The sequence below is a fragment of the Ignisphaera sp. genome (assembly GCA_038735125.1).
Taxonomy (GTDB): domain Archaea; phylum Thermoproteota; class Thermoprotei_A; order Sulfolobales; family Ignisphaeraceae; genus Ignisphaera.
This window is the reverse complement of the sequence record JAVYNU010000001.1, coordinates 572284-586985: the sequence shown is the minus strand read 5'-3', so window position 1 is coordinate 586985 and position 14702 is coordinate 572284. Positions and strand designations below refer to the sequence as shown.

Below are 14702 nucleotides of genomic sequence, written 5' to 3'. Positions count from 1 at the left end.
CTAACACCCCTAACAAACTCTATCTCCATAGCGTCTAAGCCAAGCTCCCAAACCCTCCTAACACCATTAGGCGTAGACTTCCTAGGAGTCGAATTGGGTATACCAGCCGTGCCTATGAAAAGCTTTGGAACGTCCCTTGGCATAGAGCCCACAACAAAATGTATTGCTTGGAGAACTCAAAAACTCTATCACCATAAAACCATTTGCCTAGGCTCACACTTGCAACATCTCAGTATAAGCTTGGGATGCCCAGCCACTTTCATCGATAATGCCCAGAACCCCCGTCTAACCTCTAGATCGGCACCATCAACAGTTCTAACAATTTCTGTGAAGGTCTTGTAATAAACCTTGTACCCCCTTTAGCCTATGGACGGTGGTACTCATAGACCCACCCCCATGCTTTTCTCAATCTTGGTTTCAACATATTCTTCAAATCCTTTGGCTAGAAACTATTTGGAGAGCTTATTGCTAGAGGATGAGAGATTGTGAGCAGCTAGACCTCTATACAGGGTTTGAAAGAGAGTCGTTTTAGCTGGCATCTACATGCTTTGAGGAGAGCGAATCTAGGCCTGCTCTACTCTTCGAAGATCTTCTTATATAGTTCGTTGAATAGCTTTATATATTCTTGTCCCTTGTCCGTCGTCATGTACTCATTCCCTTGTTTGATTAGAAGCCCTTTTCTCACTAGCATCTCTATATATCTCTTGGCTGTCTTTGTGTTTAGGTTGCAAGCTAGCAATATTTGCGACAATTTTCTGGGGGTTCTACAGTATGTTAGTATATCCCAGATAATCTCGTAGATGCTCCGCCTCGGCTTCATTCCTATCACATGCAATATCATTTTTATGGGGCTACTTGATGGACTTTGAAAGCACATTTTCTATCTGTTTAGCTCTTGCCAGCCTTCTGAAAATAGTTCTTCTCTCGAGGTATAGATCTAGAACACCATAGCCAAGATATATGGTGGCCACAACAAATCTAAACAAGATTGCGTCTATCCCCCCGCTAACACCCTCTTTCACAGCCAGTAGTATTAGTGCTATAAGCACAACACCCGTTATTGTTAGCACTATCCCCACTAAGACTATGTACCAGCGATAGCCCCTGTAAAGCGATATTACATCTTTTATAAGGTGAATCGTCTCCTCCTCATCCAGCCCATGTATTCTATTATAAGGAGAGGGTAAAAGCCCATACCTCCTTAGAATACACAGGATATTGTAGATTAGTGTAGCTGAAATCAGGAGCCCCACAACACCGAAGAGAACCAACAATACATTGAATAAAAAATTGGTGATGCCTGCGGCCATCAGAGACCCTCTAACAGAGCTACCTACTATTGAGGCTGAAAGGCCAAGCAAAACTGATGAGGCGACAAACCAGATAGACAAACCGTCAATAGCTTTCTTGGCTACCGACCCCCCGTTTCCAGTCACTGCAAACACCACTAACACATAGATGCAACACCCATTTAAAACCATTGTGTATTCCAGATTCGAAAAACTTATAAACAAGAAATGTAAGCCAAGCTGTGGCCAGAGCCCATAGACACTATATTCTAAAGAAATGCCAATAAGGTGAGAAGCAACGCTTTGCATCTGTATATGGCTTGGCATACGTTACTGTATATTGCTTTAAGGAGATTAGAGCCTGTTGCAGTAGGATTTCGCTAGAGGCCCTTGGCTAGATAATGGAGGTTGCCCCAGGCAGAATCTACAAGCTTGGGCGTTAGAAGAGTTGAGAATGCGTGGCTAAAGCTATACGTATACGCTATGAGAATGGCATCTTAAGACCTTTAGAGCTTGTAGACCTGGTCAATGAAAAGGAGGCAGTGGTTTTCATCCACAAGAAAATGGTGAGAAAAGTTCCCGATGAATACGTTGGGATCTTTGGAGAGGCTAGTGTTGAAGAGTTGAAGTAGTAGGAAGACGAGGCTAGAGATATGCAGAGGTTTTCTATTGTTTGGTGCGGCGGCCGGGATTTGAACCCGGGATCTCCGGCTTGGGAGGCCGGCGTCCTAGACCAGGCTAGACGACCGCCGCTAGATAGAGTTTGTTTGTGGTGTGGGGTTTTTTATTTTTAGTTGTTTCTTTTGATGTTTGCTTATTTTTGTTTTCTTTTCTGTTTCTGTTTTTGCTGGTGTTTTGTGTTGGGCTCTAGGTTTTTGTATTATGCTTTGCTTGTTGTTGCAACTGTCTTGTGGGGTAGCTCGTTTGTTTTCATCAAGTTTTCTGTTGAGAGTGTTTCTGGTTTTGGCTATACCTTCTATAGGATGTTGTTTGCGGTTGCTCTGCTTACCCCTGTTGTTTTGCTGAGGTTTTCTAGAGGTTTGTTTGATTACAGGGGTTTTGTGGGGGGTTTGGCTGTTGGTGTAGCTTATATGCTTGGTCTTCTTCTCCAGGGTATTGGAACGAGATACACACTCCCATCTACAAGCGCTTTTATCACCGGTTTGAATACTGTTCATGTCCATGTCTACTGCGCCTTTGTTGAGAGGAGCTACAGCCTCGATCTCTTGACCTCTCTTCTAATGGCTTTGGCCGGTCTATACATGGTTACAGCTCCTAGCGGTGGTTTTGGCTTTGGCGAGGCAATGGTTTTTGCAGGCTCTATTGCATGGGGTGCTCAAATAGTTCTTGTGTCTAGGTATGGCAGGGTTGCTAGAAGCTATACAGATTTTCTCTACGGCATGTTCCTACCATCTTTGGCTCTAGCACCATATGCTCTAGTAGTTGACAACCCCAGGTCAATAGGTTTGGGCACATGGCTGTACATAGTATATCTTGCTGTGGCCTGCTCTGTTGCAGCCTCGTATCTACAGGTAATTGGGCAGAAGTATGTTAACCCGGCTATAGCCTCTATAATATATCTTCTCGAGCCCTTCTTCGCACTGCTATTCTCCATATTCATGTATGGCGAGAAAGCAGATCTTGTTAGAGTTTCTGGCGGGGCTCTAATAACATTTGCAATATTCGTTTCTGCGAGGGGTGGTGCAAAGAGTAGTGGTGCTGGCTCGGCATGTAGCTGGTGATGCGCTCAAAGGACCTTTATAGAGCTTTTCTCAAGCTCTTTTCTAAGCTCCTCAACAACCCTCTGCTCAGGTGCTTCAAAAACTATCTCAACTGTTGCATAGCCGACTGGTGTGTATAGGCTGTATCTATCGTGTCTAACATCTATTATGTTGCATCTATATCTATAGAATATGTTTAGAGCTTTTAGAAGCTCTCCCGGAGAATCCCTCAAAACCATTCTCAGTATAGACACCCTGCCATCGCTTGCCAACCCCCTCAAAACAACTCTGTAAAGCGTTGTCAAATCTATGTTACCACCACTAACAACCAAAACAACATTCTTTCCACTGTTGTGCATATAGCCTTCCAGTAGAGCTGCTAGAGGAAGGGCTCCAGCACCCTCAACAACTATCTTGGACCTCTCCATGAGGAGATATATAGCCCTCGCAATGGAGTCCTCATCAACTGTGACAACATCGTCTACAACCTCATTCATGATCTCAAAGGTTTTTTCACCAACACACTTGGTTACAACAGCATCGGCTAGAGAAGGAACTGGCTCCACCTCAACTATTCTCCCATACTGTCTAGAGACAGAGTATTTCGGCGCATTCCTAGGCTCGACACCCACAATCCTAACCCCTGGTCTAAGCCTCTTCAAAACAGCTCCAATACCAGATATTAGTCCACCACCACCCACAGGAACAAGAACAGCGTCAACAGACTGTATCTGCTCAGCAATCTCAAAACCTATTGTACCCTGCCCAGCTATAACCTCCAAATCATCGAATGGGTGGACAAACAAGGCCTTGTTCTCGCTTGCAATCTCCAAAGCCTTTCTATAAGCATCATCATACACACTGCCATGCAGAACAACCCTTGCCCCATAGCCCCTAGTGGCATTGACCTTGAAAACAGGTGTGGTTTCGGGCATAACAATAGTCGCTTCAACACCTAGAATAGAAGCAGCATATGCAACTCCCTGCGCATGATTGCCACTAGAAGCTGCTACAACACCTCTCCTCTTAGCATCATCCAAATGCCTCCAAATCTTATAGAAAGCACCCCTGATCTTGAAAGAGCCCGTCTTCTGCATATTCTCAAGCTTCATATAAACACTGTTTCCACTCAACCTTGAAAATGTTCTGCTAAAATCCAGTGGCGTTCTATGAACCCTCCCAGATAAAACATTTAGTGCATCTCTGCTATAGCTGAACACCTCATCGATTAATTTGGTCAATGCACAGCCCCAATGCAAACTATTCTTGGCAATAAATTGAGGGGCCAAGACTTATAAACTTTCGCAAGCAGTAGACAAGAACACATCGTCTACAGTGACAATGCAAAACTTGCTTATATAGACTATGACCACAGAAACATGAAATCATTTTATAGGTATGCGAGTAAATAGAGCACAAGCTAAAAAGAGTTCAAAAATCTTTGTCTATTCTAAACCTGCCAAGCCATATACATTAAGAGCTGCTGAAAAGCCATGTACAGTCTTAAGGAGTTCGATCTTGGCTACGTATAAACATCATGCAATATTCTATTATTGTTTTCTACTCCTCTCGCTGCTGTGCAACCTCTTCATAGCTTCCTCTAAACACTTTCAATACCTTGTTGTGGTACACTATAATACCCTTATCAGTTATCTCGAATGGATGCCTCTTCATGCTGTGGCTAGTTCCCCTCATCTTCCACACTATCAAGCTTCTCTTAAGCTCACCATTAATCTCATCAAGATCCAGTCTCACTATACCGTCAGCAGCATGCTCCACCCCGGGCCCTCCAAACCCCCTTTCAGTTACCGATACCTGGCTAACTAGAAATGCTGTTACCCCCAATCCACTCAAAACCTTCTTTATCTGCATGACAACCCCTCTAGCCATCGACGGTCTTGTGATATAGAGCGTTGAGACAGAGTCTATAACAGCCCTCTGCGCATTGAGCTCTTTGACAGCATCTCTAATAACATCCACTAAGTGGCCAACATCTGTTGGGTCTGGAACAACATACTTCTCCCTCTTAGCATATTCCCCAACTCCACCAGTAAAAGCATCAACTATTTCAAACATGCCTTTCTTCTCAAACTGTGTAACATCCCATCCAAACTGCCTCATATTCTGCTTAACTTGCGCTGGGTGCTCCTCAAGAACAACATATATCCCTGGCTCACCCATCTGAAGACCACTCCAAATGAACTGCTGACTCAGTATACTCTTCCCAGTTCCAGGACCCCCACTAATCAACACAATATTCCTCTTTGGTATGCCACCATACAAAATCTCGTCAAATCCTGGTATACCTGTCTTTACCCTTTCAGACATAACAGTCACCAAAAATAAAATGATTTAAGCTCCTTTTAATTTTATCTTATAGCACAGACCAGCCGTTTAGGGTTTTGCATTATTTCTCATGAATTTTAATTATTTTAATCACTTTCCCCTATTATTGAGGGCGAAAACCTATAAGATTGTATGCTGATAGCTGTTTGTGTGGTTTCCGATGAAGGTGTTTATCCGCCTAGCAAGGCGGGTGCCAGAGGGTGTGTATAGGTGGTAGAGTATTGCAGGCGTATGTGGGGGACATGGGTCTCCCCAAAGAGCCTCTGCAATGAAGAATGAAACCAGAGGAAGGGGGAGAACAAGGGATGAGGGGATGAAGCAAAATAATCAGAAGTATTTAGAGGTAATTAAAAATAATGAACAGACCCGAACCCCTCTCTAAGCCACAGCCACAATAGGAACAATATCTTCGAATGCAGCTCTAATACCCTCAATAGCTGTTATAGATATTGTCTCGGTGTCTAGACTATATATAAGATCTTTGAACATTATCAAGACCCTTCTAAACTTGTTGTAAAAATCAGATGTTGTGAGACCAGCCTCTGCATAAGCATCTGAGAGTATTGATGCTACAATGTATCCTGTTAGCCCAGCCCTACGCGCCTCTTCAACATATCCCTCTCTCAACAAAGCATCTACAGTACTCATAAACCTTAGCAAAATATCTACCAGGTGGAAACATGCATCATTGCATTTATTCAAGACCCTCGCCTTTTGCTAGTATAGAGCATAGTATTACTATTTAAGTAGCGAAAAGCGAGAAATATTGCGATTTATAGTGTGTTTAGCTAGTTTAATCTATTCAAAGATCCATATCTTTGCATTTGATAGTTCCTTATTTTCAATTTGTTTCACCGCTTCTTTACCACACAACAAATTTCCTTTCGAATCCTCAAATTCTATATGAATAGCCTTCTTCTCAATGTCTATAACAATCCTTGCCACCCCATCTTGGAGATTTGCAGAGAGATAAATCTGCTTTGCCTTCCTGCTTCTTGCAATATCATCAATTCTTTTAACCGCGTCTTGGTAACCAATTTTCTCGCTTATCGATTGAATTGTTCCATTTCTCACTATTGTGTAGAGGTTTAGCGGGTCTATGCACTCATTTGAGAATGCAATATCCATGGCTCTCTCAGCAGCCTTCTCAATTGCAACCTCTTGTTTCGTAGGAGAAGACTGGGACCGCGAAACTGGAGCAGGTGAGGATTGTGCTTGAGGAGTTAGCGATGCTACACTTCTTGAGACCTCTCCTAAGTTGATTTGAAGCAGTGACATAAGCCTGCCCTTCCCAGAGACTATGCTATGTGGAAAATGTATGATATCACGAAGTATTTCCCCTTCCCCAATCTCTATAACTTCTATAGAGCCATTAGGTGCATACAAGTAATTAGAGGCTATGTTCTCGCATTCACCCCCCTCAAATATATATTCCATCTCAACAGCTCTGCAGGCTTGTACAACCCCCCTAATCATCTCAATTGATATGAAAACCCTTCTAGAGGCATCCCTATATGTTATTCTGCCTGTGAACCCCTTTACAATTTGCTCTGCAATAACCTTCCCCAAAGCCTTTGTACTTGCATCTATTGTTACAACTCTGTTTCCACTGCTTAAAAACATTTTCCATACCCCATATATTATTGTATGTAAAAAGGTTTTTATATAAAAACAAAAAATTTAAGTTTCTGTACTAACCCAATAGAGTTCTGGGGCTGGTTTATATGAGTACAGTAATAAAAGAATTCAATAGTGTTGCAGAACTTATGAAAAGTCTAGATGATGAGATTTCAGAGTACAGAAAGAGGCTTGGAGAGCTAATAAAAAGGTTAGAGGAGCTTAGGGTCAAAGCAGAGCAAGAGAAGAAGCTAAAGAGTCTTTTATCCAAACTCGGGTTGCCAGAGACTAGCACAGCCAACGAAATTGCCCTTAGGAATGTTAGAATAATTGTTAACCCCGTTGCATCTCAGGAGCTTGCCACAATAGAATCTGCTATAGAATCTCTAAACAACAGAGTGATGCAACTAACGGCTATCAGAAAAGAGGTTGAGTTGCTGGGTAACATAGATGTTGAGGTAAAAATATCTGTTGTCTATATTGATGGGCTTCCAAAAATAGTTTTGCTTAGGATGTAAAACAAGAAATTTTTTCTTGGCTAGAATATCTCCTCCTCTCTCATGAGCCTCCGAGCTATAATAGCCCTGACCCTGAAAGCTACATAAACAGCTACTCCAAGACCAATTAAAGTCCCTATAATAGGCATGTACCTCCATATAAGCGTCTGTATTGTTGGCGATAGATATTCAACTGTTGTTGTATCACTACCCAAGTTAATGTATATTGCTTTTGATTGGTAACTTGGATGAGAAATTATTATCTCATATGATGAGAATGGCAGTTGCGTTGATATGCTCCCATCTTCTGATGATAAGAGTGTTGTTAGAGTCAACCCCGTCTCCATATTTCTTATAGTTACAACAGCATCTTTCACTGGTGTTGTACCCTCTCTGAGATTTATGGTAAGCTTGTACCTATTTCTAGAAACCGTTATAGTTGCCTGTGTATTGTTGTATACTGCAACAGTCACAGGCTTTGATGAGGAGTAGATGACCGTAAACGCTTGCTGTGGAACCAGCTGAATTGTGTATGTGCCGTATGGAAGCGTTATGTTGCCTCCTCTAAACTTCTGTACATATAGAGAGCCATTGATGTATAGATTGAAGTCTCCGAGCAATCTTCCAATGGGTTCGTCAATGATTCTTATAGATAGTGTGTATCTAATCCTTGGAACCCTTATGCTCGTGGTTATGGGGCTTGAAACAAAAATGTTTGTAGATGTATTGGCATAGACGCTTTCAAAGCCTTCAGCAGGCTCTACATAGATGGTGTAGTTCCCGTATGGCAAGGATGTTGTAATCCTCCTGCTAGCGGGGTCTACAAGGAATGTCTCGTTAATGGCTCCCATGACACTTGCTTTCAGAGGTGCTATGAGTCTATCGAAATCATCTCTAAAGTAAACTGTGACCATGTGCTTCTTTCTCTGTATTGTAGCGTTTATGGCCATGTCCCTATCTACGTGGACAACGCTCACATAGTCTTCATAGACATTTTCAAATCCTTTTGATGGGGCTATTGTGATGTTCCAATTGCCATATGGTAGAGACACTGATAAAGTGTTTATGCTTGTTTTGGATATTTTTGAGCTGCCATTGACTAGTATATCGATTGGCGCTATGAGTGCTTCGCTTATAGCGTCTTTCACATACATTGATAGGGTATATGTTTTTCTCTCCATAGCTATACTCACATCCTTATCGCTGTCTATGAAAAGCCTTAGCGTCTTCCCATAATATGCTCCCTCAAAACCACTAGCGGGTCTAACAACAATTGTTGCATTCCCATAGGGTATAGCAAATGTGGTGTTCAAAGCCTTGGAGAGAGGTATCGATAAATTATATTCTATGCCATTTGATACAATCATTTGTAGTGGCACAATAACTGAGCTATTGGTTATAGAGTCAAGCACTTTTATGCGAACATTGTACATTCTTCTCTGGAGCGAGACACTTATGTTAGCGTCTTCATTGACGAAGAGACTTATGTATGTAGAGTTGTAGGCCGCTTCAAAACCCTCAGCCGGTCTAACAGTTATTGTGTGCTGGCCATATATAGCGGATAGCGTTACCATCGATGCCATTGTGGGGCCTGCAACAACTTTGTCATCGAGTAAAATGATGTATGGTGCTACAACTTTTTTCGAGATGCTATCAGCAATATTTACTGTTACTCTAAATGTCTTGTAGCTTAGCTGAACAGCCTTGTCCATGTTTCTGAAGCTTGTGGCCACTATATTGTCTATCTCTACACTCTCTATATACGGCTCCTCATAGTCAATCCTAATGCTGTACACCACACCCGGTATAATGTTCCTTACAACGATCTGGCCATTCTTATCAGGTTTCAGAGTTATGTTTCCAGCAGGGTATCTGAAGACTGCGTAAACCTTGCTAATCGATTCATTGACTGGTAGCAGGATTTTTAACCTTAGGCTTGGAGCCATTATAGAGTCTAGCGACACTGGCTTGGATGATGACGCCAAAGTGTTGATGTTTTTGATAACGACGATGTTATTTGATGTTACTAGGATTGATGTTGATAGATCCTCTAGCACAGACCCGTCTATGTATCCACTCTCAGAGGCAACCAGATATGTGGAGTTTCTGAGGAGTGGCATAGCATACTGTTTAGAGGCTATAATCTGTATCCCATTAGATAATGCAACAGCATATGAGTATGTTTGTCCAGCTATCGCTGTGAAAATTCTTCTTATAGAGGTTTCAAATGGGTATATGTGTTGCAGGGTAAAGCTCGATCCGACGCTATAGAATCTTATGTTGCTTGAAGAGGGGGTGTTAACACTAGCTATAACAGCTCCTCCAGATGGATATGTACTCACATCAACAAGCTTTGACCCACTCCCAACATAATCAACAACACTATTGCTAATCAGAATATTGTTGCCCTGGATACTGACTGTAGAAAGCATTACTGTACCCGATGATGATGAGCCAAAGACTGCTATTGTAGATGGTGAGGCAGCTCCCATCACGAATCTCATTGAGTCAAAGTTTAGGGGTAGGGAATCCTTTGTCTCCGCCTTTGGTTGATAGGATATTGGCACATTGGAGAGATCAAACAGTGATACCTTTACACGCATAAACGGTGGAGGCCCATAAACCTTTAGAGCGTTTCTCGTGTCTGGAGGCCATGGAAGTATAACTAGGGGTATATCAACCTCATCATCGACTACCTTATAGTACTTGGGGTTGAAGTTGAAGAACCATATAACATTTCCCGCCATATCCCTTATACTCAGATTGGCTGAAAGTATTTCATTTCCCACCACAGGTATTGGTATCCTTGCCAAGCCATTTCTATCAGCATTGACACCGTAGAGATAAGATATGTTGAGCACTTTGCTGTATGCCAGAACCTCCACAAGTGCGTTAGGTGCTTTGTAGAGGGTGTTGTTATATATATAGGAGATGTTGGTGATCAAGACAATGTACTGTGCCGGGAGATAGGATACAAAAACCTGGGATGCATCATAGTACACACTAGTCGATGTAAACACCTTCAAGGGCTCGACATCCTGAACATAGATCTTGTCAATGTGCAGAGATGCATTCCCTGTTGTATACCCAGCTCTGAAAACCCCTGGGAGATTCTCGTCGAATGCATATACATAGCATTTCATGCATGGCAGCGTTCTTGGCCCGCCCTCGCTTACAAGCACAACAATCTTTGTTGACCCATCAGCGCCTCTTGCAATATAGGCTTTATCGACATAGAAATCTGCTCCAAGAACTCTGTGAACATAGCCTATGATATCGCCTCCACTAAGCTTTAGTAACAGTATCTCTCCTTTGTCGCTACCAATTACAACTCTTGTCGGTGGATATCCATCTGTATCAAGCCATGTTGGAGAGCCTGTAAGTGAATAGAGCTGTAGTATCTTTGGCTCTTGATAGGGATCTGAAACATCTATTAGTGCAACTGCGTTGGATCCGTTCATCGTTCCAGCAATCAAGACCCTGTCCTGGCTAACGCCAATTCCATAAACTGGTTTGATCCAGCTTGGCAGGGAGACTCTATAGGCATATGCAAAGTCTGTTGGAAGCCAATCAATCTGAGATGATAGATTATGTACATTTGTTGAAAGTGTAACTACAATTGCTATTAATGCGATTATTGCAACATGTTTTTTGAAATGCATGCGAATCACCCTTACAAAACATATCAATTTGAGATGAACTCTTTTCAATTTTACAACTGTTTATCCACCCATAGCTTATGTGGCTAGGTATATCAATGTTGCTAGAGATGATATTGCAGATACTAGGACAAGTATTGTGGCATGCTTGAATCCTGCCGCCAGAGTTGCCTCGGATGCCTTTCCAGCTATGAGACCCATTATAAAGGAGTTGAGTATTGCCCCAAGCAACATTACAAGTATTAGCGGGGCTGCTGATGCAATTGATATGTTTGCCAGTTTTAGAAGCATATACAGTATTATCACAGGCATTGTGGTTAGCATAACAGCTCCAAAGTATGGGAGGATGACCTGCGATCTCATCCTCCTCCTAGTCTCCTCCTCAAGCTCACTCAAGCTCTGTGTAAACCTAGCTAAGGTGTCTATAACATCTGGGGATCCACCGCCAAAAACAATGGAGTCTGCTAAGAACCTGAAACTGGCTATAGTGAACCACTCTCTAACCCCCCTCAAAGCCCTTCTAAGAGCATTTTCAAGACTATACCCAATCGAGAGAGCGGCAGCTGCTCTAGTAACAACTGGTGTAAGGTTTCTATAGCTTCTCTGAGAAAGCATAACAATACATTTCTCTGGGCTTAGACCAGTCTTCCTAGCCTCACTCAAATCCCTCAAGAAATCAGCTGTCGCCTTAACAAGCCCTTTATGCCCCCTCACAATACTTCGATACTTTATCCACGTTGGTATAGAGATTGTTAAAAGGGCTGCCGTTGTTGATATTATTAACGCTCTCACTTCGTTCAAGCCTATAGAGCCCGAAAACACTCCAAGACCTCCAGATACAATTAACACAAGGATGAATACCGCGACTGATACCGGTAAGAATGTTAGTAGCACTGCATAGGCCAGGTTATAGCTTACAGGGTTTTTGGGCTGATTCAAATGTATTGCAAACATTATTGCGAATCCCAGTGATGGCAAGGCAACGAAGTTGTAGAGCATTGGGGTTGTGATATCAAATGATATTGCTACCCCCTGTCTCATTTGCTGAGCTGCTGTCATTGCACCTTGGACAGCGAAGAAGACGAAGAGTGTTATGGATATTATCACACCAAATATTGTGTATATCTCTAGGAATGATGCAAGCCTATTCAAAATGTTTCTAATTTCATTTGTTCTAGCCTCGAAAAGCTCTCTAGTTCTAATCTCTAGATAGTGAACCACATCACCACCAGTTCTAACAGCTGTTGCATAGCCAAGCATTATGTCTCTGAATCTTGAGCTCGGATGCTCCATAGCAACATTGCTTAGCGCTGTCACAGGGTCTTCTCCAAACATCCTCATCCTTGTCATTATCCTCCTAGCCTCTTCCCTAATAGCCCTGAAAACCCTTAGATTAGCGGCTCTCTCAATAACTCTCTCAAGGCTCTGACCACTAATAGCCATGCTGCTGGCGTAGGCCATGAAGAATGGCAGCTCGTTCTCAACACTATTCCTTCTAAGAGAGGCTTTTAAAGATGGGTATCCAAGACCAATGGAAAAAACAATTATTGGTGCTATGCCAAGAGCTAGTGACAGTATGACCATTGTGACTATAGGTGGAGAGATGAAAATCGCTGTAGCAACAACTGTTGCAATCGAGAATATGGCTGCGAGAAGAGTTGCTGCAATAATAATTGATGCGTATTTGACTGGATGTGTGCTGAGACCAGCCCTCAAAATAGCTCTATCAAGCTCAAATGCTCTTACAGCCCTTTTGCCAATGCCCTCGAAAAATGCAAGCGAAAAAGCTGTGAAAACCTCTCCAAATGTCGGTGGCTTTACCTTCTTAGCTGGTTTTGTTGCTGGCTTCTCAGAGGGCTTCTCAGGCTTAGCCTCTCTCTTCTCTCTTTTCACAAATTTCTTAATCTTGGCTAAGGCATTCATAATCAAGCAACCTTGTATTCGATGCTCTTAAAAACAGATTCTGGATTCATATAGTACCTGTGTATAGTTGATGCAACTGATCTGTAATCAGTTCTACCTGTCTTGACCAGCCACTCTAGAACAGCTTTTCTCCTCTCAACCTCCTGCATAAGACTATCCATAGGCTTTCCAGACAGCTCAGCTATTTTTCTCAGCACAATACTGCTCTTCAAATCGATTGAGAACGCGTCTTCAGCTGGGTTCCACCTCGCAATCTCCTGATAGTTCTCATAGTCTATAACCTCCCAGACATTGGTTATTCTCCTAGCGGGTCTGAGCCTACCCTTCTCATCGGCTATCTGAACCCTTCTGATGACCATGGCGATGTTTACTAGCGGTATGTATGACGGTGGTATGTTCATTGGTGGTGAGGTCAATCTCTTGACAGCAGCATCAATGCTTTCAGCGTGGAGCGTTGTCATGCCGCTGTGCCCAGTTGCAATTGCCTGGAAGAGAACGTATGCCTCCTCGCCCCTGACCTCGCCAACCACTATAACATCTGGTCTATATCTAAGAGATAGCTTGACCAGGTGGAACAGGGATATCTCTCCAACACCGCTACCAACATAGGATGGTCTGGAGACCAGCTGAACCCAGTTCTCGTGGGGGATCCTAATCTCTGGTGTGTCCTCAATAGTAACAATCTTGTATGTTGGTCTAAGCAGAGTTGCCAAAGCATTTAAGGTGCTTGTCTTGCCAGCTCCGGTAACCCCCAGAATCAGTGTAGTCATTTTGTAGTCCATTGCAAGCCAGAAATAGGCTGCTATATCAGGCGATATCGTTTTGAAGCTAATCATATCGGCTATTGTTATTGGAGACTCGCTAAACTTTCTAATAGTGAATGTTGAGCCCCTTGTAGAAACCTCCTCCCTGAATGTAGCGGCAAGCCTGTGCCCGCCTGGCAGAATCGCGTCTAGAACTGGGTATGCAACAGATATGTGCTTCCCAGCCATGTGTGCAAGCTTAAGAACATACTCATCTAGCTCGTTCTCGCTATTGAATATAATGTTTGTTGGGAGAGACTCGTACTTCCTATGCCAAACATAGACAGGTTTGCCAACACCATTACAAGAAATATCCTCAACAAACCTGTCCCTGAAGATAGGGTCTAGAACGCCAAACCCAATCAAATCCCTCTCAACATAGTACTCTATCTTGCTCCAAGAGAATGTGGGGGTCTTTGTGAATCTTATCTGGAACTCCCTCAAAACCTTTCTAGCAGTTTTGAGAAGCACTTTAGAGGCGTCAACATCCATCATAGAAACTGGTTTAATCTCCCACATAACATGCTCTTTAAGATCGTTGAAAATCCTTGCCTCCTCCTCAGTAAGGGAAACCTCGTAGACCTCGTAGAATAGCCTGCCAGTATCCTCCTCCTCAACAATACGGATATAGGCAAAAGGCTCTCTAATAGGATACTCCTCAACAACTCTAAAACCCCTGCTAGCACTATAGAGCTTGTGCACAACCCCCGAAACCCTCTCAACACCCCCACCACCCTCAACAGCCTCAGCAGGCTTAGCCTCCCTCCTCCTACCAAACTTGAAAAGCCTACCAAAACCAGAGAAAACCATAACAGACAGCCACACAACAACTAAACTATGCACCAGT

Annotated in this window: 12 protein-coding genes and 1 tRNA gene; 3 read left to right on the top strand and 10 right to left on the bottom strand. The window is 42.9% G+C overall.

What is annotated here, in order from left to right:
• Positions 1-574: 574 nt before the first annotated feature.
• Both QW284_03265 and QW284_03260 read right to left on the bottom strand, forming a co-directional pair.
• Entirely contained in the window at positions 575-820 is a 246-nt protein-coding gene (locus tag QW284_03265) for a winged helix-turn-helix domain-containing protein (GenBank protein MEM0338685.1), read from the bottom strand.
• A gap of 31 nt (positions 821-851) precedes the next feature.
• Positions 852-1454: a hypothetical protein gene (locus QW284_03260; protein MEM0338684.1), complete on the bottom strand. Its 603-nt coding sequence runs from the start codon at positions 1452-1454 to the stop codon at positions 852-854.
• A gap of 293 nt (positions 1455-1747) precedes the next feature.
• Here QW284_03260 and QW284_03255 point away from each other — a divergent pair, with 293 nt between their 5' ends.
• Positions 1748-1921: an antitoxin family protein gene (locus QW284_03255; GenBank protein ID MEM0338683.1), complete on the top strand. Its 174-nt coding sequence runs from the start codon at positions 1748-1750 to the stop codon at positions 1919-1921.
• Between the two features lie 42 nt (positions 1922-1963).
• On the opposite strand, the gene QW284_03250 is transcribed toward QW284_03255, so the two are convergent.
• Positions 1964-2042 (bottom strand) — tRNA-Gly (locus tag QW284_03250).
• Positions 2043-2149: 107 nt separating this feature from the next.
• Between QW284_03250 and QW284_03245 the strand changes: the two genes are divergently transcribed.
• Positions 2150-3031, top strand: a complete 882-nt coding sequence (locus QW284_03245; protein MEM0338682.1) for a DMT family transporter — start codon at positions 2150-2152, stop codon at positions 3029-3031.
• 5 nt (positions 3032-3036) lie between these two features.
• Here QW284_03245 and ilvA read toward each other — a convergent pair whose 3' ends face one another.
• From ilvA to QW284_03225, 4 genes are all read right to left on the bottom strand, one after another.
• Complete coding sequence (gene ilvA / locus QW284_03240) at positions 3037-4251, bottom strand: threonine ammonia-lyase (GenBank protein ID MEM0338681.1); 1215 nt, start codon at positions 4249-4251, stop codon at positions 3037-3039.
• A 319-nt stretch (positions 4252-4570) separates the two neighbouring features.
• Complete coding sequence (locus QW284_03235; protein MEM0338680.1) at positions 4571-5338, bottom strand: KaiC domain-containing protein; 768 nt, start codon at positions 5336-5338, stop codon at positions 4571-4573.
• 396 nt (positions 5339-5734) lie between these two features.
• Entirely contained in the window at positions 5735-6058 is a 324-nt protein-coding gene (locus QW284_03230) for a hypothetical protein (GenBank protein MEM0338679.1), read from the bottom strand.
• Between the two features lie 96 nt (positions 6059-6154).
• The gene (locus tag QW284_03225; GenBank protein MEM0338678.1) at positions 6155-6979 is read right to left on the bottom strand and encodes a hypothetical protein; all 825 of its coding nucleotides are present in this window, start codon (positions 6977-6979) and stop codon (positions 6155-6157) included.
• 101 nt (positions 6980-7080) lie between these two features.
• On the opposite strand from QW284_03225, the gene QW284_03220 reads away from it, so the two are divergent.
• A complete protein-coding gene (locus tag QW284_03220; GenBank protein MEM0338677.1) occupies positions 7081-7491 on the top strand; it encodes a hypothetical protein in 411 nt (136 codons plus the stop codon).
• A gap of 20 nt (positions 7492-7511) precedes the next feature.
• On the opposite strand, the gene QW284_03215 is transcribed toward QW284_03220, so the two are convergent.
• From QW284_03215 to QW284_03205, 3 genes are all read right to left on the bottom strand, one after another.
• Positions 7512-11132 (bottom strand): hypothetical protein, encoded by a 3621-nt coding sequence (locus tag QW284_03215; protein ID MEM0338676.1) that lies wholly within the window; start codon positions 11130-11132, stop codon positions 7512-7514.
• 75 nt (positions 11133-11207) lie between these two features.
• Entirely contained in the window at positions 11208-13052 is a 1845-nt protein-coding gene (locus tag QW284_03210) for a type II secretion system F family protein (protein ID MEM0338675.1), read from the bottom strand.
• A 2-nt stretch (positions 13053-13054) separates the two neighbouring features.
• Positions 13055-14665 carry a type II/IV secretion system ATPase subunit gene (locus tag QW284_03205; GenBank protein ID MEM0338674.1) on the bottom strand — a complete coding sequence of 537 codons (1611 nt, stop codon included), beginning with the start codon at positions 14663-14665 and terminating at the stop codon, positions 13055-13057.
• Positions 14666-14702: the final 37 nt, after the last annotated feature.

Bases quoted from the DNA above. Each gene is read 5' to 3' on its own strand.
- QW284_03265 (MEM0338685.1), bottom strand. From the start codon at position 820: ATGAAGCCGAGGCGGAGCATCTACGAGATTATCTGGGATATACTAACA.
- QW284_03235 (MEM0338680.1), bottom strand. From the start codon at position 5,338: ATGTCTGAAAGGGTAAAGACAGGTATACCAGGATTTGACGAGATTTTG.
- QW284_03225 (MEM0338678.1), bottom strand. From the start codon at position 6,979: ATGTTTTTAAGCAGTGGAAACAGAGTTGTAACAATAGATGCAAGTACA.
- QW284_03220 (MEM0338677.1), top strand. From the start codon at position 7,081: ATGAGTACAGTAATAAAAGAATTCAATAGTGTTGCAGAACTTATGAAA.
- QW284_03215 (MEM0338676.1), bottom strand. From the start codon at position 11,132: ATGCATTTCAAAAAACATGTTGCAATAATCGCATTAATAGCAATTGTA.
- QW284_03210 (MEM0338675.1), bottom strand. From the start codon at position 13,052: ATGAATGCCTTAGCCAAGATTAAGAAATTTGTGAAAAGAGAGAAGAGA.
- QW284_03205 (MEM0338674.1), bottom strand. From the start codon at position 14,665: ATGGTTTTCTCTGGTTTTGGTAGGCTTTTCAAGTTTGGTAGGAGGAGG.